This is a genomic window from Streptomyces sp. NPDC086023 (assembly GCF_044540325.1).
Classification (GTDB): domain Bacteria; phylum Actinomycetota; class Actinomycetes; order Streptomycetales; family Streptomycetaceae; genus Streptomyces.
Genome location: NZ_JBITRX010000015.1, coordinates 42,236 through 60,019, shown reverse-complemented (window position 1 = coordinate 60,019; position 17,784 = coordinate 42,236). Strand labels below are relative to the sequence as shown.

At 73.4% G+C, this 17,784-nt stretch carries 16 protein-coding genes; 11 read left to right on the top strand and 5 right to left on the bottom strand.

Going from position 1 to position 17,784, the window contains the following annotated elements:
* Positions 1 to 51: 51 nt before the first annotated feature.
* From ACIF6F_RS26695 to ACIF6F_RS26685, 3 genes are all read left to right on the top strand, one after another.
* Positions 52 to 735 carry a TetR family transcriptional regulator gene (locus ACIF6F_RS26695; RefSeq protein WP_399951571.1) on the top strand — a complete coding sequence of 228 codons (684 nt, stop codon included), beginning with the start codon at positions 52 to 54 and terminating at the stop codon, positions 733 to 735.
* Positions 736 to 913: 178 nt separating this feature from the next.
* Positions 914 to 2,062, top strand: a complete 1,149-nt coding sequence (locus tag ACIF6F_RS26690; RefSeq protein ID WP_399952053.1) for an alpha/beta hydrolase — start codon at positions 914 to 916, stop codon at positions 2,060 to 2,062.
* Positions 2,063 to 2,117: 55 nt separating this feature from the next.
* Entirely contained in the window at positions 2,118 to 2,990 is an 873-nt protein-coding gene (locus tag ACIF6F_RS26685; protein ID WP_399951568.1) for a DUF4429 domain-containing protein, read from the top strand.
* A gap of 33 nt (positions 2,991 to 3,023) precedes the next feature.
* On the opposite strand, the gene ACIF6F_RS26680 is transcribed toward ACIF6F_RS26685, so the two are convergent.
* Both ACIF6F_RS26680 and ACIF6F_RS26675 read right to left on the bottom strand, forming a co-directional pair.
* Positions 3,024 to 4,043, bottom strand: coding sequence for an aldo/keto reductase (locus ACIF6F_RS26680; RefSeq protein ID WP_399951565.1), 1,020 nt, complete (start codon positions 4,041 to 4,043; stop codon positions 3,024 to 3,026).
* The gene (locus ACIF6F_RS26675; RefSeq protein ID WP_399951562.1) at positions 4,043 to 4,420 is read right to left on the bottom strand and encodes a MerR family transcriptional regulator; all 378 of its coding nucleotides are present in this window, start codon (positions 4,418 to 4,420) and stop codon (positions 4,043 to 4,045) included. Before ACIF6F_RS26675 ends, ACIF6F_RS26680 begins: the two co-directional genes overlap by 1 nt.
* Before the next feature lie 52 nt (positions 4,421 to 4,472).
* Between ACIF6F_RS26675 and ACIF6F_RS26670 the strand changes: the two genes are divergently transcribed.
* Complete coding sequence (locus tag ACIF6F_RS26670; RefSeq protein ID WP_399951559.1) at positions 4,473 to 5,291, top strand: serine hydrolase domain-containing protein; 819 nt, start codon at positions 4,473 to 4,475, stop codon at positions 5,289 to 5,291.
* A gap of 135 nt (positions 5,292 to 5,426) precedes the next feature.
* Complete coding sequence (locus ACIF6F_RS26665; protein WP_399951556.1) at positions 5,427 to 7,685, top strand: N-acetylmuramoyl-L-alanine amidase; 2,259 nt, start codon at positions 5,427 to 5,429, stop codon at positions 7,683 to 7,685.
* A 36-nt stretch (positions 7,686 to 7,721) separates the two neighbouring features.
* Here the strand turns inward: ACIF6F_RS26665 and ACIF6F_RS26660 are convergent, their stop codons facing one another.
* Positions 7,722 to 8,375 carry a pirin family protein gene (locus ACIF6F_RS26660; protein ID WP_399951553.1) on the bottom strand — a complete coding sequence of 218 codons (654 nt, stop codon included), beginning with the start codon at positions 8,373 to 8,375 and terminating at the stop codon, positions 7,722 to 7,724.
* A 59-nt stretch (positions 8,376 to 8,434) separates the two neighbouring features.
* Between ACIF6F_RS26660 and ACIF6F_RS26655 the strand changes: the two genes are divergently transcribed.
* From ACIF6F_RS26655 to fabF, 5 genes are all read left to right on the top strand, one after another.
* Complete coding sequence (locus tag ACIF6F_RS26655; protein ID WP_399951550.1) at positions 8,435 to 9,634, top strand: PucR family transcriptional regulator; 1,200 nt, start codon at positions 8,435 to 8,437, stop codon at positions 9,632 to 9,634.
* Positions 9,635 to 9,723: 89 nt separating this feature from the next.
* Positions 9,724 to 10,641 (top strand): ACP S-malonyltransferase, encoded by a 918-nt coding sequence (locus tag ACIF6F_RS26650; RefSeq protein ID WP_399951547.1) that lies wholly within the window; start codon positions 9,724 to 9,726, stop codon positions 10,639 to 10,641.
* 19 nt (positions 10,642 to 10,660) lie between these two features.
* On the top strand, positions 10,661 to 11,656 hold the full coding sequence (locus tag ACIF6F_RS26645) for a ketoacyl-ACP synthase III (protein ID WP_399951544.1): 996 nt from the start codon (positions 10,661 to 10,663) through the stop codon (positions 11,654 to 11,656).
* 65 nt (positions 11,657 to 11,721) lie between these two features.
* Entirely contained in the window at positions 11,722 to 11,970 is a 249-nt protein-coding gene (locus ACIF6F_RS26640; protein ID WP_399951541.1) for an acyl carrier protein, read from the top strand.
* A gap of 76 nt (positions 11,971 to 12,046) precedes the next feature.
* Positions 12,047 to 13,309 carry a beta-ketoacyl-ACP synthase II gene (gene fabF / locus ACIF6F_RS26635; RefSeq protein WP_399951538.1) on the top strand — a complete coding sequence of 421 codons (1,263 nt, stop codon included), beginning with the start codon at positions 12,047 to 12,049 and terminating at the stop codon, positions 13,307 to 13,309.
* A gap of 87 nt (positions 13,310 to 13,396) precedes the next feature.
* Here fabF and ACIF6F_RS26630 read toward each other — a convergent pair whose 3' ends face one another.
* Positions 13,397 to 13,891 carry a DUF3145 domain-containing protein gene (locus tag ACIF6F_RS26630; protein ID WP_399951535.1) on the bottom strand — a complete coding sequence of 165 codons (495 nt, stop codon included), beginning with the start codon at positions 13,889 to 13,891 and terminating at the stop codon, positions 13,397 to 13,399.
* A 317-nt stretch (positions 13,892 to 14,208) separates the two neighbouring features.
* Between ACIF6F_RS26630 and ACIF6F_RS26625 the strand changes: the two genes are divergently transcribed.
* Positions 14,209 to 15,132 (top strand): SGNH/GDSL hydrolase family protein, encoded by a 924-nt coding sequence (locus ACIF6F_RS26625; RefSeq protein ID WP_399951531.1) that lies wholly within the window; start codon positions 14,209 to 14,211, stop codon positions 15,130 to 15,132.
* A gap of 171 nt (positions 15,133 to 15,303) precedes the next feature.
* Here the strand turns inward: ACIF6F_RS26625 and ACIF6F_RS26620 are convergent, their stop codons facing one another.
* Positions 15,304 to 17,751 carry a beta-glucosidase gene (locus ACIF6F_RS26620; protein ID WP_399951527.1) on the bottom strand — a complete coding sequence of 816 codons (2,448 nt, stop codon included), beginning with the start codon at positions 17,749 to 17,751 and terminating at the stop codon, positions 15,304 to 15,306.
* Positions 17,752 to 17,784 lie beyond the last annotated feature (33 nt).

The following is a 17,784-nucleotide window of genomic DNA, read 5'->3' as shown; positions in this document are numbered from 1 at the left end:
GGCTCACAGGCTAGGGTGAGCCGCCCAGGCGGAGAGAGGACAAATCCGGTGATGACGGAACATCGAATCGCGCCGGCCGCCCCGACCGGAGCCCCGACCGGGCTGCGCGAGCGCAAGAAGCAGCGCACCCGGGACGCGCTGCTGCGCGCCGCCCTCGTGCTCTTCACGACCAAGGGCTACGAGCAGACCACGGTCGACGAGATCACCGAGGCCGTCGACGTCTCCCAGCGCACCTTCTTCCGCTACTTCGCCAACAAGGAGGAAGTGGCCTTCACCGCCCAGGACCTGGTCGAGTCCCACTTCCTCGCCGCCCTGCGCGCCCGCCCGGCCGAGGAGAACCCCTTCACCGCCCTGCGCGGCGCTGTGCTCGGCGCCTGGGAGACCATCGAGGAGGCCATCGGCGAGGTCGTACCGGTCGAACTCCACATGCGGACCTACCAGATGATCGAGTCGACCCCGGCGCTGCTCGCCGTGCACCTGCGCCGGTCCGTGGAGTTGGAGGAGCAGATCGCCCGGCTGGTGGCCGACCGCGAGGGCCTGGACGTGAACGCCGACCCCCGCCCCCGCGTCGCGGTCGCCGCCTTCTCCGGCGTGATGCGGGTGACCGGACGGCTGTGGGGACTGGGCTCCGACGCCTCCGTCGAGTCGATCCGCCGGATGACGGAGGAGTACCTCGACCACCTCACACCGGCCCTCGCCGCCGACTGGCGGACACCGGCTGCGTACGGAGGGTGACGCCACCGCCGTACGGAAGGTGACGCCGGTCACCCTGTGGGGACTCGCCCGTACGGGTCTCCTACTGTGGTCCGCAGTGACTCCCACCGACCCTCCCCCTGCCACCGCCGTGGGCACCCCCGCCGTCGGCGGCCCCACCGCCGGGCGCGCGCTGCTCGCCCTCCTGGTGGTCCTCGTCATGCTGTTCACCACCGGCTGGACCGCCCTGCACCGTTCGGCGGAAGAGCCGTCGCCGCGTGCCGGGGCCCTGGCCGTGTGGGCCCGCGCCACCATCGACGGCCGCCGGCTGCCGCCCGCCGACGCGCCCGCCCCCCGCCTGCGGAGCTTCTTCGCGAGCCTGGACGGCGCCCAGCGCGCCCGGCTCGCCGACCGCTTCCCGCTCGTCGTCGGCGGCCTCGACGGCGCGCCCGTGACCCTGCGGTACCGGGCCAACCGGCGGGCCCTGGCCCTCGCCCGCACCGCCGAGCAGGCCCGCGCCCGGGACAGCGGGCTGGCCCCCGCCGCCCGCGACGCATCCGCCCGCCGCGCGCACCGGTTCGGCTCGCTGCTGGAGCCGGGGCGCCGGATCCTCTTCTTCGACCCCACCGGCGGCGGCCTGGTCGCGGAGGTCTTCGGCGACCTGGACACCGCACGCCGGGTCTCCGTCGTCGTCCCGGGCGTCGACACCGACGTACTGACCTTCGAGCGCACCCAGCGCCGCTACTCCGCCCCCGTGGGCATGGCCGAGGCGCTGTACGACGCCGAGCGCGCGGCCGCACCGGGCGGCGGCACCGCCGTGATCGCCTGGGCCGGGTACACCACACCGGCCGGCGTCGGGGTGGACGCCGCCACCGGGCACCTCGCCGCCCAGGGCGCCGCACGGCTGGCCGCCCTCACCGCGGGGCTGCCCGGGCACTCCTCGGTGGCCCTGTTCTGCCACAGCTACGGCTCCGTGGTGTGCGGGGTGGCCGCACGGCACCTGCCGGCCCGGGTCACCGACATCGCCGTCGCCGGGAGCCCCGGGATGCGCGCCCGGTCGGCGGCCGGACTGGGCACCGCCGCGCGGGTCTGGGCCACCCGGGACCCCGAGGACTGGATCGGCGACGTGCCGTACCTGGAGGTCGGGGGCATCGGGCACGGGGCGGACCCGGTGGACCCGGCGTTCGGGGCGAGGGTGCTGTCCTCCGCCGGCGCGAAGGGGCACACCGGCTATTTCACGCCAGGATCGGCCTCCCTCGGCAACTTCGCCCGGATCGGCGTCGGTTCGTACACGTCCGTGACCTGTGCGCCCGGTGAAACCTCCTGTACGCGAGGGATTTCCGGGACAGACGGTCCCGCAGGGGCCTAGGGCCCGGAAATCCGCCCATTGTGCGAGGGGACGCCGGGGCGTACGCCCGCTTACGATGAGCCGCATGGGTGATGTACTGGCCGGAAATCACGCCGTCTGGGAGTTCCATTCGGATTCGGTGCTCATCCGCTTCGAACGGGGGATCAGGACGCCGCGGCTGTGGGCTGCGCTGGGTCAACGGCGCGTGCCCTACGAGGCGTTGGCCGGCGCGACGGTCACCCCGGGGAAGCGGGACACGGTGGTGCTGCGGGCCCAGCCGCGGCCGGGCGCCGATCCGCTGGTCGAGGCTGCCGCGGGGCAGCTCAAGGAGTCCTGCGACCCGTACCGGCTGGTGCTGCCGGCCGACCGGGCCGCGCTCGCGGGCGAGTTGGTGCGGCAGCTCCGGGACGCGCTGGGCCCCGTGCCGGACGAGCCGGCGAATCGTTTCCTGGTGGCCGCGCCCGAGGCTCCGGTCCACTTCAAGGGGTACGACGCCAAGGCCTCCTTCGACGGCACGGCCGTGACGCTGCGCTGGTCCCGGACGGGCGCCTCCACCACCAAGTGGCGGGCCGGCGACCAGTACCTGCCCGTGGCGGAGCTGGGCGGCGTGGAGTGGCGCACCCCGGAGGCGCCCGGCGGGCACCTGCGGCTGCTGCGCCGCGAGGGGCCGGGCGCGGGGACGCGTACCGCCGAGCCCGACCAGGACCCGGCCACCGTGCTGTTCGGCACGGGCAGCGGTGCGGTGCACGAGTCGCTGCCCTTCGCCGCGGCCGTGCTGCGGGCGGTACGGAGCCGGGGGCCGGCCCTGCCGGTCGCGGCGGTCCGCCCGCGCAGCGACCCGGCCGACATCGCCGACCGGATCAGGCACCTGGGCGAACTGCACAGCGCCGGGCTGCTCACGGACGACGAGTTCACCTCGAAGAAGGCCGAGCTGCTGGCCCAGCTGTGAGGGGCCCGGCCGGCACCGGGCCCCGGCCCCTCCCTACGCCTCCCGGACCAGCGAGGTGAAGGTCATGTCCGGGTAGCGGTCGCCCGCGACCCGGCCCGCGAGGGGCTCCAGCAGCGCGAGCTCCTCCGCGGTCAGCGTGATGCGGGCGGCGGCGGTGTTCTCCAGCAGCCGGGCCCGCTTCCGGGTGCCCGGGATCGGCACGACCGCCAGGCCGTGCACCTCGGCCCGCTGGTGCACCCAGGCCAGCGCGACCTGCGCCGGGCTCGCACCGCGCGCCGCGGCCACCGCCCGTACCGGCTCCAGCAGCAGGCCGTTGGCCCGCGCGTTCGCGCCGCTGAACCGGGGCTGGACCTGCCGGAAGTCGCCGGGGGTCAGCTCCTTGCCGGCGTCGGCGAAGGCCCCCGTCAGGAAGCCCCGCCCCAGCGGCGAGTACGGCACGAAGGCCACGCCCAGCTCGGCCGCGGCGCCCACCGCGCTCAGCTCCACGTCCCGGCTGAACAGGGACCACTCCGACTGCAGCGCGGTGATCGGGTGCACGGCGTGCGCCTCGCGCAGTTCCGCCCCGGTGACCTCGCTCAGCCCGAGGTGGCGCACCTTGCCCTCGGCCACCAGCTCCGCCATGGCGCCGACCGACTCGGCGAGCGGCACGGCGGGGTCGCGGCGGTGCATGTAGTAGAGGTCGAGGGTCTCGACGCCCAGCCGCTTGAGGCTGCCCTCGACGGACGAGCGGATGTGGTCGCGGTCGTTGCGGATGCCCCGGTAGGAGGGGTCGTCGGGCCTGCGTACGAGCGCGAACTTGGTGGCCAGGACGATCTCGTCCCGGTGGGCGGCCACGAAGGGGGCGAGGAACTCCTCGTTCCTGCCGAGACCGTAGACGTCGGCGGTGTCGAAGAGGGTGACGCCGGCCTCCAGGGCCGCCTCCAGGGTGTCGCGCGCCGCCGCCTCGTCCGTCTCGCCGTAGTACTCGCTGATGCCCATGCAGCCCAGGCCCTGGACGCCCACCAGCGGGCCGCCGGTACCGAGTGCCACCTGTGCGATCTTGCCGTGCTCCATCAGGAACGTGCCTTCCCCGTGTAGATGCCGATCTTGCGGTCGAGGACCGCGAGCGTGCCGGTGAGCTCGTCGATCCGCGCGAGGACGTCGCGACGGGTCCGCTCCAGCAGCTCGCGCCGCTCGTCGAAGGTGTGGTCGCCCGCACGGACCAGCTCCGCGTACCGGACCATGTCGGCCACCGGCATGCCGGTGGCCCGCAGCTTGCCGACGAAGGCCAGCCAGTCGAGGTCCCGGTCGCTGAACCGCCGCTGGCCGGAGTGCGACCGGTCCACGTGCGGCATCAGGCCGATCCGCTCGTACCAGCGCAGGGTGTGCGCGCTCAGTCCGGTGCGCTCGGCCACCTCGCCGATGGTGTACCGGCTCTCCGTCAGGCTCATGGCCCCCACGCTAGAGACTTGGAGTGCACTCCAAGCAAGTAGGCTCGGCGGCATGGAGAGCCTGCGCATCATCGAGACCTGGCCCGTGCCGACCGCCGCCGCCGCGGTGGTCCGGGCCGACGGCACCGTCGCCGGAACGCACGGGCCGGTCGGACACCGCTTCGCGCTGGCCTCCGTCACCAAGCCGCTCGCCGCGTACGCCGCACTGGTCGCGTACGAGGAGGGGGCGATCGAGCTGGACGAGCCGGCCGGGCCCGAGGGCGCGACCGTACGCCACCTGCTCGCGCACACCAGCGGGCTGGCCTTCGACGAGCACCGGGTGATGGCCCCTCCCGGGCAGCGGCGGCTCTACTCCAACGCCGGCTTCGAGGTGCTCGGCGACCACATCGCCAAGGCCACCGACATCCCCTTCGCCGAGTACCTGCACCAGGCGGTGCTGGAGCCGCTCGGCATGGCGTCGACCACCCTGGACGGCTCGCCGGCCAAGGACGCGGTCTCGACCGTCGAGGACCTGGTCCGCTTCGCGGCGGAGCTCCAGGCGCCCCGCCTGCTCGACCCCCGCACCGTCGCCGAGGCCACCGCGGTGGTGCACCCGGGCCTCAAGGGCGTGCTGCCCGGCTACGGGAGCCAGTCCCCCAACGACTGGGGCCTGGGCATGGAGATCCGCGACGGCAAGTCCCCGCACTGGACCGGCGCCGGCTCCTCGCCCCGCACCTTCGGCCACTTCGGGCAGGCCGGCACCTTCCTGTGGGTGGACCCGGACGCGCGCGCCGCGTGCGTGGCGCTGACGGACCGCCCCTTCGGCCCCTGGGCCGTCGAGGCGTGGCCGCCCTTCACGGACGCGGTGCTGGCCGAGCTGCGTTCCCTTTGAGACGCAGATCACGGACCCGCCTCCTGACGGTCTGTCCGGTTGCGGCCGAAAAGCGCCCGTAGTCGACCCCCTTCGGACGGATAGATTCCGGTTCTCCCCCCGCCACCCCCCACTGGTCGGAGAGAAAGAGAACCGGTGCGCACGCGCAGAATCTGGCTGACGGCCGTCGCCGTCACCGCAGGAATCGCCGGCGTCCTCACCCTCCAGGGTGTGGTCGGCACGGACGGCCTCGACCCCGAGCCGGAGAGCGGCGGCAGATCCTCCGGACCGGTCGTCTCCACCATGCGCACCCCGGCCCTGGAGGTGTCCGGCGCCGAGGCCGCGTACCAGGACGAGGACACCGGCCCGTTCAGCATGCTGGCGGTCTCCTGGGCCGACCCCTCGCGCACGGTCGACGGCGTGATCAAGGTCCGCGCCCACTCCCGGAAGACCGGCGAGTGGGGCCGCTGGCTCACTCTCGGCTCCGAGGGCGAGGCCGCGTCCGACGGAGCCGCCCGCCCCGGCCTGCGCGGGGTCTCCGAACCCGCCTGGACCGGCCCCTCCGACGGCGTCGAGGTCCGGGTCGAGGGTCGCGGCTCCGCCGGCCTGCCCGAGGGCCTGCGGGTCGACCTGGTCGACCCGGGCAGCTCCCGCGTCGTACGGGCCGAGCCGGCCGCGTACGCCGTCGGCAGCACGGAGGAGGAGACGGCCACCCCCACCGCGCCTGCTCCCGAGCCGTCCGAGAGCGCCACCGCACCGGAGCCCACGCCCGTCGGCACCCCCACCGCCGACGGAACCGCGCCCTCCGCGAGCGCCACCGCCCCCGAGCCGTCGGCCAGCACCTCGGAGCCCGCCCCGGCGACGCCGTCGCCGAGCGTCTCCACCACCCCGCCGCCGGCCGCGCCGGTCTCCACCGTGCCCCGGCCGCCGATCGTCACCCGCGCCGAATGGGGCGCCGACGAGACGATGAACGACGAGGCGGCCGCGTACGGCACCGAGGTCAAGGTCGCCTTCGTCCACCACACCGCGCAGAACAACGACTACAGCTGCGCCGACTCGGCCGCGATCATGCGCGGCCTGCACACGCTGCACGTGAAGACGAACGGCTGGAAGGACCTCGGCTACAACTTCATCGTCGACAAGTGCGGCACGGTCTTCGAGGGCCGCAAGGGCGGCGTCGACCTCCCCGTCGTCGGCGCCCAGACGTACGGCTTCAACACCGACACCACCGGCATCGCGGTGATCGGCAGCTACACCGGCGTCGACGCACCGGCCGCCGCCAAGACCGCGGTGGCCCGCGTCGCCGCCTGGAAGCTCGGCCAGTACCGGCACGACCCGGCCGGCAGCACCACCGTCAAGGCCGTCATCGACAACGGCAAGTACACCGCCGGTACGGACGTCACCTTCCGGCGGATCTCCGGCCACCGCGACGGCTTCGCCACCGAGTGCCCCGGCACCACGCTGTACGGACAGCTGCCCGCCCTGCGCAACTGGGCGGCCGGCCCGGTCGCCGGACTGGCCGTCAGCTCCGTGTCGGGCGCCGGGAAGTCGGGCGGCACGTACTACACCAGGGGCGCGGTCACGGTCCGCTGGACCGCCACCACCCCCGCCGCGTTCATCACCAGGTACGAACTGCTGGTGGACGGCACGTCCGTGGCGAGCGAGAGCGGCACGGCGACCTCGGCGGCCGCGACCCTGCCGCCCGGCAGCCACCAGGTCCAGGTCCGCGCCACCCACCAGTCGGGCAGGGTCGCGACCTCGGCGGCCGTCACCGTGGTCGCGGAGACCACCCCGCCCACCTTCCCGGTCAAGCCCTCGCTCGCCCTGCGCGCCGGCACCGTCGAGCCCACGGCCGTCCCGGTCACGCTCTCCTGGCGGGCGGCCGACACCGCGGCGCTGAAGAACGTCAAGCTCACCGCCCCGGTCCAGGTCACCTACCTGCCGACCACGCTCAGCTCCGCGAAGACCGCCGCGCCCGGCGTCACCACGGCCTTCCCGATGACCGCGTACGACCAGGCGGGCAACACCGCCACCGCCTCGGGCACGGCCGCGCCGGCCCTCCTCCAGGAGACGGCGGCCGTCAAGTCCGGCACCTGGGCCGCCCGTTCGAGCAGCAGCTACCTCGGCGGCGGCTCGCTCTCGACCTCGTCCGCGAACGCCTCCCTCGGCTGGACCTTCACCGGCCGCTCGGTGGCGTGGGTGGTGTCCCGGGCGAGCGGTTCCGGCCAGGCGCACGTCTACCTCGACGGGGCCAAGGTCGCCACGGTGGACCTGAAGTCGGACACCGTGAAGTACCGGGACGCGGTCTTCACGAAGTCCTGGACCACCGGCGGCACCCACACCCTGAAGGTCGTCAACGTCGGCACCGCCGGCCGCCCGACGATCACGACGGACGGCATCGTCTACCTCAGGTAGCCGGGCCGCCCCCTCGGGCCGCTGCCGGAACCGCCGTCACGGCAGCTCCCACATCAGCAGCTCCCCCGGGGACTTCGCCACGATCTCCAGGCCCTCCGGGCCGGTGATCCGCGCCGAGTCCCCGGGGCCGAGCAACTCGCCGTCAAGGCCGTGCTCGCCGCGCACCACGTGCACGTACACGCGGGCCGCGTCCGGTACGGCCGTACGCTCGCCGGCGGCCGGCCGGCGCACGTGCAGCACCGCGCCGGCGGCCGGCAGACCGTACGGGGTGCCGTCGGCGATCCCCCGGACCACCTCGTACGAGGGATCGCCCCCGGCCTCCAGAGGCGCGAGCCACATCTGCACGAAGCGCAGCGGAACATCGCCGTCGTTCCGCTCGACGTGCCGGACACCGGCGGCGGAGCCGAGGCGCTGCACGTCCCCGGGCCGCACCACGGTCGCGTGGCCCGCCGTGTCGCGGTGGGTCAGCTCGCCCTCCACGACCCAGGTGACGATCTCCGTGTGGCTGTGGGGGTGCTCCTCGAAGCCCGCGCCGGGCGCCAGCAGCTCCTCGTTGCACGCCAGGACCGGTCCGAACCGGATGTTCTCGGGGTCGTAGAAGCTCCCGAAGGAGAAGGCGTGCCGGGTCGTGATGCCGGCCTCCCCGTCCCCGCCCGCATACCGGTCAGCACCGCGCCGCACATCCGTCATGGGAGCCACCGTAGACCCCGGGGCTCCGCCCGGGCGTCCGGATAAGGCAGTCTTGTCCCGTGCCAGAACCCGATCGTGAGCTTTCCCCCGCGCATCCCGCCCACCCGCACGCCGCGACGCTGCGACGGCTCGAGAAGTCGTCGGGCCGCCTTGCCGCGAACGCGATCGCCCGCATGGACGAGATGCTGCCGTGGTACCGGGCGATGCCCCCGGAGAACCGGTCGTGGATCGGTCTGGTCGCCCAGGCCGGCATCGCGGCCTTCACCGAATGGTTCCGGCACCCCGAGACCCCCCAGGCCATCTCGACCGACGTCTTCGGCACGGCTCCGCGCGAGCTGACCCGGGCGATCACGCTCCGCCAGACCGTCGAGATGGTGCGCACCACGATCGAGGTCATGGAGGCCGCGATCGAGGAGGTCGCCGCACCCGGCGACGAGTCGATCCTGCGCGAGGCGCTGCTGGTGTACGCCCGGGAGATCGCCTTCGCCACGGCCCAGGTGTACGCGCAGGCCGCCGAGGCGCGCGGCGCCTGGGACGCCCGGCTGGAGTCCCTGGTCGTCAACGCGGTGCTGTCCGGCGAGGCCGACGAGGGCGCGCTCTCCCGGGCCGCCGCGCTCGGCTGGAACTCGCCGGAGCACGTCTGCGTGGTGCTGGGCACGGCCCCCGACGGCGACAGCGAACTCACGGTGGAGGCCATCCGGCGCGCCTCCCGGCACGCGAAGGTCCAGGTGCTCACCGGGGTGCTGGGCGACCGGCTGGTGGTCATCGCGGGCGGCAGCGACAACCCGCTGGGCGTGGCCAAGGCGCTGATCGGCCCGTTCGCCGCGGGCCCGGTCGTGGCGGGGCCCGTCGTACCCGACCTGCTCACCGCGACGAGGTCCGCGCAGGCCGCGGCCGCGGGCCTGAAGGCCTGTGCGGCCTGGCAGGACGCGCCGCGCCCGGTGCTGGCGGACGATCTCCTGCCGGAGCGCGCCATCGCGGGAGACCCCTCGGCCCGCGAACAGCTGGTGGAGGAGATCTACAGACCGCTGGAGGAGGCCGGATCGGCGCTCCTGGAAACCTTGAGCGTCTATCTGGAGCAGGCGAGCAGTCTTGAGGGGGCTGCGCGGATGCTGTTCGTGCACCCGAACACCGTGCGCTACCGGCTGCGACGTGTGACGGACGTCACCGGATGGTCCCCGTCCGATGTACGTTCAGCGTTCACCCTGAGGATCGCGCTGATTCTGGGGCGTCTGGCCGACGGTGATACTGGGTCCTAGACTTTTGTAGGACATCAACAATTACCCCATCGGTTCTTCGTCCCTGTCCCCACGGGCGGCGGGGACCATCGACAAGAGAGAGTGTGAGGGTGCTCGTACTCGTCGCTCCCGGCCAAGGCGCTCAGACGCCCGGCTTCCTGACCCCCTGGCTCGACCTTCCCGGCGCCGCCGACAAGCTCGCCGCCTGGTCCGACGCCATCGGTCTCGACCTCGCCCACTACGGCACGCAGGCCGACGCCGACGCGATCCGTGACACGGCGGTGGCCCAGCCGCTGCTCGTCGCCGCGGGTCTGCTGTCCGCCGCCGCCCTGGACGCGGGCTCCGCTTTCGGCGCCGTCGCCGGCCACAGCGTCGGTGAGATCACCGCCGCCGGCTACGCGGGCGTGCTGTCCGAAACGGACGCGCTCAAGCTCGTCCGCACCCGCGGCCTGGCGATGGCCGAGGCCGCCGCGGTCACCCCGACCGGCATGTCCGCCGTGCTCGGCGGCGACCGGGACACCGTGGTCGCCCACCTGGAGAAGCTGGGTCTGACCCCGGCCAACATCAACGGCGCGGGCCAGATCGTGGCCGCCGGCACGATGGAGCAGCTGGCCGCCCTGGGCGAGGACAAGCCCGAGGGCGCCATGAAGGTCGTCCCCCTCAAGGTCGCGGGGGCCTTCCACACGCACCACATGGCTCCGGCCGTGGCCACCCTGGAGGTGGCCGCCAAGGCCCTCTCCCCGGCGGACCCGTCGCTGAGCTACGTCTCGAACAAGGACGGCCAGGTCGTGGCTTCGGGCGCCGAGGTCGTCGCCCGCCTGGTGGGCCAGGTGGCCAACCCGGTGCGCTGGGACCTGTGCATGGAGACCTTCGCGGAGCTGAAGGTCACCGGGATCGTCGAGCTGTGCCCGGGCGGGACCCTCACGGGCCTTGCCAAGCGCGCGCTCAAGGGTGTTCCCTCGGTGGCCCTCAAGACCCCGGACGACCTCGAAAAGGCCGCCGCGCTCATCGCCGAGCACGCGGCCTGAGAGAAGGAGCCCCCACAGCATGTCGAAGATCAAGCCTGCCAAGGGCTCCCCGTACGCCCGCATCCTCGGTGTCGGCGGCTACCGCCCGACCCGCGTGGTGCCCAACGAGGTCATCCTGGAGACGATCGACTCGTCCGACGAGTGGATCCGTTCCCGCTCGGGCATCGCCACCCGCCACTGGGCCGGCGAGGACGAGACCGTCGCCTCGATGTCCGTCGAGGCCTCCGGCAAGGCCCTGGCCGACGCCGGCATCTCGGCGGAGCAGATCGGTGCCGTGATCGTCTCGACGGTCTCGCACTTCAAGCAGACCCCCGCGGTCGCCACGGAGATCGCCGACCGCATCGGCGCGGGCAAGCCCGCCGCGTTCGACATCTCCGCGGGCTGTGCCGGCTTCGGCTACGGCCTGACCCTGGCGAAGGGTCTGGTCGTCGAGGGTTCCGCCGAGTACGTGCTGGTCATCGGCGTGGAGCGGCTCTCGGACCTGACCGACCTGGAGGACCGTGCCACGGCCTTCCTGTTCGGTGACGGCGCCGGTGCCGTGATCGTCGGGCCCTCGGACGAGCCGGCCATCGGTCCGACCGTCTGGGGCTCCGAGGGCGACAAGTCGGAGACCATCAAGCAGACCGTGCCGTGGGACAAGTACCAGACCGGGGACAAGTTCCCTGCCATCACGCAGGAGGGCCAGGCGGTGTTCCGCTGGGCCGTCTTCGAGATGGCGAAGGTCGCCCAGCAGGCGCTGGACGCGGCCGGGATCACCCCGGACGACCTGGACGTCTTCATCCCGCACCAGGCAAACATGCGGATCATCGACTCGATGGTGAAGACTTTGAAGCTGCCGGAGCACGTCACGGTCGCCCGTGACGTCGAAACCACCGGCAACACCTCGGCCGCCTCGATCCCGCTCGCGATGGAGCGGCTCCTGGCGACCGGGCAGGCGAAGAGCGGGGACACCGCGCTCGTCATCGGCTTCGGGGCGGGTCTCGTCTACGCCGCGACGGTCGTTACTCTCCCCTAGGCGTCCGGATCCTCCGGTCACCCGCCGAGCACCACCTTTTACGACAGCTATCGAAGGAGCGCCAGATGGCCTTCACCCAGGACGAGATCGTCGAGGGTCTCGCCGACATCGTCAACGAGATCGCGGGCATCCCGACCGAGGACGTTCAGCTCGACAAGTCCTTCACCGACGACCTGGACGTCGACTCCCTGTCCATGGTCGAGGTCGTCGTCGCCGCCGAAGAGCGCTTCGACGTCAAGATCCCGGACGAGGACGTCAAGAACCTCAAGACGGTCGGCGACGCTGCCGACTACATCCTGAAGCACCAGGCCTGATCGAGCGCGCTTGTCGCCACCCGGCGGTGGCGCCGTGACAATTCAGCACCCTCTTACACGTGGAGAAAGAATTCCTGTGAGCCCGACCAATCGCACCGTGGTCGTCACCGGTATCGGCGCCACCACTCCGCTGGGTGGCGACAGCGCGTCGACCTGGGAAGGCCTGCTCGCCGGCCGTTCCGGGGTCAAGCCCCTGGAGGGCGAGCGGTTCGCCGACCTGCCGGTCCGCATCGCCGCTCCGGCCGCCGTGGACCCCATGGACGTGCTGCCCCGCCCGGTGGCCCGCAAGCTGGACCGCTCGGCGCAGTTCGCGCTGATCGCGGCCAAGGAGGCCTGGCAGGACGCCGGTTACACCGGCCCCGCCGGCGAGGACGCGTCGATCGACCCGGACCGCCTCGGCACCGTCATCGCCTCCGGCATCGGCGGCGTGACGACCCTGCTCGACCAGTACGACGTACTGAAGGAAAAGGGTGTGCGCCGGGTCTCCCCGCACACCGTCCCCATGCTCATGCCGAACGGCCCGTCGGCCAACGTCGGCCTGGAGGTGAACGCCCAGGCGGGCGTGCACACCCCGGTCAGCGCCTGCGCCTCCGGCGCCGAGGCCATCGGGTACGCCGTCGAGATGATCCGTACCGGCCGTGCCGACGTGGTCGTCGCCGGCGGCACCGAGGCGGCGATCCACCCGCTGCCCATCGCGGCCTTCGCCAACATGATGGCGATGTCCAAGAACAACGAGAACCCCACGCTCGCCTCGCGTCCCTACGACAAGGAGCGCGACGGCTTCGTCCTCGGCGAGGGTGCGGGCGTCGTCGTCCTGGAGTCCGCCGAGCACGCCGCCGCCCGTGGCGCCCGCGTCTACTGCGAGGTGCTCGGCCAGGGCCTGTCCGCCGACTCCCACCACATCGCGCAGCCCGAGCCCACCGGCCGCGGCGTCGCGGCGGCGGTGCAGAACCTGCTGGACAACACCGGCCTGAAGCCGTCCGAGGTGGTCCACCTCAACGCGCACGCCACGTCCACCCCGCAGGGCGACATCGCCGAGATCAAGGCCCTGCGCAAGGTGCTGGGCGACGACCTCGACCACGTCGCGATCTCCGCGACCAAGTCGATGACCGGCCACCTGCTGGGCGGCGCCGGCGGCATCGAGACCGTCGCGACCGTGCTGGCACTGCACCACCGCGTCGCCCCGCCGACCATCAACGTCGACGCGATGGACGAGGACATCGACGCCGACGTGGTCGTCGGCGAGCCGCGGAAGCTGCCCGAGGGCCAGATCGCCGCGATCAACAACTCCTTCGGGTTCGGCGGCCACAACGTGGTCCTCGCCTTCCGGACGGTCTGATCCGCGGAGTCGCACTGACGTGAAGGGCCCCGCCCGGCGCTTGCCGGGCGGGGCCCTCCGTCGTGACCGCGGGTGCTCCGCGCGTCCTCAGACCACCTGGTGGAGCCAGCGGACGGGGGCGCCCTCGCCCGCGTAGCGGAAGGGCTCCAGCTCGTCGTCCCAGGGCTTGCCCAGCAGTCTGGCGATCTCCGCCTCCAGGTCCGTCTCGCCGCCGGCGGCCCGGGCCAGGGCGGCGCGCAGCCGGTCCTCGGGGACCAGGATGTCGCCGTGCAGGCCGGTGACGGCGTGGAAGATGCCCAGTTCGGGCGTGGAACTGTAGCGCTCGCCCTCGGCGGTGGGGCAGGGCTCGGCCGTCACCTCGAAGCGCAGCTGGTGCCAGCCGCGCAGGGCGGAGGCGAGCTTGGACGCCGTACCCGCCTCGGCCTCCCAGGAGAACTCGGCCCGCCAGGTGCCCGGCGACGCGGGCTGTCTGATCCAGTCGAGGCTCACCCGCACTCCGAGCACGCCCGCAACCGCCCATTCCACGTGCGGACAGAGCGCGCGCGGTGCGGAGTGCACGTACAGAACTCCACGTGTCGTCACCGGGACCTCCAGTGTGGGACGAGGTTCGCCTTCCCCAGCGGCCTCGTTCCGGTGCCGCTCCCGAGGTCACTGATAGTAGACAACATCGGGAGTGAATCTCCTGAAAACGGACAGTATGTGACGTGTTGTAATTTACCGGAACCGATCTGACATTGCGCCACTGGGGTTGTGCGGCTGAATCGCCACGGGGAAAAGCTACCGTGCGCCGGGGTGCCAGGTGTGACGTACGGTCGGTCCCGAGGGCCGGAAACACCGGGCTTTCACTCAGCAGGACGCCGACGGAACACCGCCCGGCGACGAGGGAGGGGACCACGGGCATGGGGAGCACGACGGGGCGCCACCGCGCCGGGACCACCGTCGCGGGAGCGGCCACGGCCGTACTTGTGCTGGTCGGGGCGGTCTCGGGCTGTTCCGCGGGTGACGGCGGGGGTCAGGGTGGACGCAGTGGGGTGTCCGCCGCGCGGCCTTCGGCGAAGCCCACTCCAGAGTGGAAGGCGAATCCTTCCTCCATCGCCGCTGTGGGTGACTCCATCACCCGGGGTTTCGATGCATGTTCGGTTCTGGCGGACTGTCCCGAGGCCTCGTGGGCGACCGGCAGCGATCCCGCGGTGCGCAGTCTGGCCACCCGGCTGCTCGGGGACGCGAAGGCCGCGGGCAGCAGCTGGAACTTCGCCCGGACGGGCGCCCGTATGGCCGACCTGCCGGCGCAGCTGGAGGAGGCGGCGGTGCAGCGCCCCGAGCTGGTCACGGTCATGACCGGTTCCAACGACGCGTGCCGGGCCACGGCCGGCGCGATGACGCCGGTGGCCGAGTTCCGCGCCGACTTCGAGCGGGCCCTGAAGACGCTGCGGGCCAGGCTGCCGAAGACGCAGGTGTACGTGTCGAGCGTGCCGGACCTGATGCGGCTGTGGGAGCAGGGGCGGGGCAGCCCGCTGGGCCGGAAGATCTGGAACCTGGGCGTGTGCCCCTCGATGCTGGCGGACCCGCTGGCCGTGGACGCGCCCGCGGTGACGCGGCGCAAGTCGGTGCGGGCCCGGGTGGTCGCGTACAACGACGCGCTGCGCGAGGTGTGCGGGAAGGACCCGCTGTGCCGGTACGACGGCGGCGCGGTCTTCCAGTACCCCTTCACGGTCGGGCAGTTGAGCCGGTGGGACTGGTTCCACCCGGGCAAGGACGGGCAGGCGCGGCTGGCGGAGCTGGCGCACCGCCAGGTGACGGCGGCCCGGGCGCCGCTGGCATAGGGGTCGACGGCGCAGGGGGCCGGGGGCGCGATCGGCTGGTGGCGCAAGGGGCTGGTGGCGCAGGGGGCTGGTGGCGCAGGCTCCGGCGGCGCGGGCGCCGTCCGGTGACCGAGTGGTGCGGGAGCCGGGGCGGGTGTCAGGGCCCGCCCCGGCTCCGGTCCGGGGTGCCGGTCAGTGGACGATCGTGGCGGTCAGGCGGAGGTCGCCGACCGAGCGCCCGGCCTGGATCTCGTACACGCCGGGCACCTGGGCCCAGGACCCGGCCTGCTCGTCCCAGACCTCGAAGGCCCGCGCGGGCAGCTCGATCACGGCCTCGGCGGTCTCGCCGGGGCCCGCCTCGACGCCGGCGAAGCCGGCCAGCCACCGTGCCGGACGCTCCGCCTTGTCCGCGAGCGGGGCGGCGTACAGCTGGACGACCTCGCGGCCGGGCCTGGTGCCGGTGTTGCGGATCCGGACCCGGGCGGTGGATCCCGTCACGTCGAGTGACTCGTACGCCCAGTCGGTGTAGCCGAGGCCGTGGCCGAACCAGTACGCGGGGACGGCGCCGGCCTTCTCCCAGGCGCGGTAGCCGATGAACAGGCCTTCCCCGTACTCCAGGCGGCCGTCGACCGGGGTGACGTCGGTGACGGGGACGTCGCCGAGGACGGCCGGCCAGGTGGTGGGCAGGCGCCCGCCGGGCTCCGCGGCGCCGAGGAGTACGTCGGCCAGCGCGGCCCCGCCCTCCTGGCCGGGGAACCAGCCGAGCAGCACGGCCGCGACCTCGTCGCGCCAGGGCAGCTCGACCGGGGAGCCGGCGTTGACGACGACCACCGTGTGGGGGTTGGCGGCGGCCACGGCCCGGACCAGGTCGTCCTGGCGGCCGGGCAGGCGCAGGTCCCTGCGGTCGAAGCCCTCGGACTCGACGCGCTCGGTGGTGGCGACGACCACGACGGCGGTGTCGGCGGCGCGGGCGGCCGCCGCGGCCTCGGCGATCAGCTCGTCGCCGTCGCGCTGCGGGCCGAGGTGGAGGAAGGAGAACATGACGGCCTTGAGCGGTGCCGCGGTCATGTCCGGCACGTGGTACAGCAGGGAGACCTCGACGGACTCGCCCTCGGTGAGGAGGACGCGGCCGCGCTCGCTGGGGGCGCCGAAGAAGGCCTCGAAGGGGTCCGCCTCGTCGCCCATCTCCTGGACGCCCGTCCAGAGCGGGGTCCCGCCGACGGTGAGCGCGAAGGCGCCGAGCCCCCGGGTGCCGAAGGCGTGCTCGCCGCTCTCGCGGGGCACGAAGGTGCCGGTGACCTCGATGGTCGCGAGGGTGTCGTAGGAGACGCCGGCGGGCAGGTCGTCGCCGATCCACTGGACCTGGCCGCTGGGCAGGGCGCCCTCGCCCAGGACCGTGCCCTCGGCGTCGCGGCAGACGGCCCGGAGGGTGAAGCCCTTGTCGGCGGGGGTGAGTTCGTCGCTGGGGTCGGCGCCGACGCTGAAGGTCAGGGCGCCGTCGGGGAGGGCCGCGGTCAGTCCGTCGAGCGGGGAGACCACACGCTCGGGGAAGACGGTGGCGGAGCCGCCGCCCAGGACGCGGGCGTCGCGGGCCGCTGCGCCGGCCAGGGCGACGGTGCGGCCCGCGGGGAGCGGGAGGGCGCCGTTCTCGTTCCGTACCAGGACGAAGGAGCGGCGGGCGATCTCGGCGGCCAGGGCCTGGCCGTCGACGGCCGCGGGCGGCTCGGCGACCACGGGCGGGGCGCCTTCGAGGAGCCCGACGCGGGCGGCGAGGCGGAGGACGTTGCGTACGGCGGCGTCGACGTCCGCCTCGTCGGCCCGGCCGGCGCGGACGGCGGCGGCCAGCGGCTCGCCGTAGACGGTCTGCGGGCCGGGCATGGCCACGTCGAGGCCGCCGGCGATGTCGCCGGTGGTGGAGCGGGCGGCCATCCAGTCGGAGACGTTGAAGCCGTCGAACCCCCACTCGCCGCGGAGCACCTCGTTCACCAGGTGGCGGTGCTCGGTCATCGTCGTGCCGTTGACCTGGTTGTAGGCGGTCATGATGCCCCAGGGGTGGGCGTTCTCGACGATGGCCTCGAAGGGGGCCAGGTAGAGCTCGCGCAGGGGGCGGGGCGCGATGCGGTTGTCGACGGTGAAGCGGTCGGTCTCGGCGTCGTTGCCCACGAAGTGCTTGACGGTGGTGCCGACGCCGCCCTCCTGCACGCCCTTCACGTAGCCGGTGCCGATCCGGCCGGTGAGGTACGGGTCCTCGGAGTAGCACTCGAAGTGGCGGCCGCCCAGCGGCGAGCGGTGCAGGTTCACGGTGGGCGCGAGGAGCACGTGGACCCCCTTGCGGCGGGCCTCCTGGGCGAGCAGCCGGCCGGCGCGGCGGGCCAGCTCGGGGTCCCAGGCGGCGGCCAGGGCCGTCGGGGACGGCAGGGCGACGGACGGGTCGTCCGCGGTCCAGCGCACGCCGCGGACCCCGATGGGGCCGTCGGACATCACCAGGGACCCCAGCCCGATCTCGGGGAGTGCGGGCAGGGTCCACATGTCCTGGCCCGAGAGCAGCCGGGCTTTCGTGTCGAGGTCGAGCTTGCCGAGTGCCGCTTCGACGGCCTCGTCGCGGGTCCGGTCGGCCTGGGTGTCGGGCGTCTCCGCCACGGCCGCACCTCCTCGTTGCAGTGCTGGTGGGGT

Bases quoted from the DNA above. Each gene is read 5' to 3' on its own strand.
- ACIF6F_RS26695 (WP_399951571.1), top strand. From the start codon at position 52: ATGACGGAACATCGAATCGCGCCGGCCGCCCCGACCGGAGCCCCGACC.
- ACIF6F_RS26690 (WP_399952053.1), top strand. From the start codon at position 914: ATGCTGTTCACCACCGGCTGGACCGCCCTGCACCGTTCGGCGGAAGAG.
- ACIF6F_RS26685 (WP_399951568.1), top strand. From the start codon at position 2,118: ATGAGCCGCATGGGTGATGTACTGGCCGGAAATCACGCCGTCTGGGAG.
- ACIF6F_RS26680 (WP_399951565.1), bottom strand. From the start codon at position 4,043: ATGGAGCACGGCAAGATCGCACAGGTGGCACTCGGTACCGGCGGCCCG.
- ACIF6F_RS26675 (WP_399951562.1), bottom strand. From the start codon at position 4,420: ATGAGCCTGACGGAGAGCCGGTACACCATCGGCGAGGTGGCCGAGCGC.
- ACIF6F_RS26670 (WP_399951559.1), top strand. From the start codon at position 4,473: ATGGAGAGCCTGCGCATCATCGAGACCTGGCCCGTGCCGACCGCCGCC.
- ACIF6F_RS26660 (WP_399951553.1), bottom strand. From the start codon at position 8,375: ATGACGGATGTGCGGCGCGGTGCTGACCGGTATGCGGGCGGGGACGGG.
- ACIF6F_RS26645 (WP_399951544.1), top strand. From the start codon at position 10,661: ATGTCGAAGATCAAGCCTGCCAAGGGCTCCCCGTACGCCCGCATCCTC.
- ACIF6F_RS26640 (WP_399951541.1), top strand. From the start codon at position 11,722: ATGGCCTTCACCCAGGACGAGATCGTCGAGGGTCTCGCCGACATCGTC.
- ACIF6F_RS26625 (WP_399951531.1), top strand. From the start codon at position 14,209: ATGGGGAGCACGACGGGGCGCCACCGCGCCGGGACCACCGTCGCGGGA.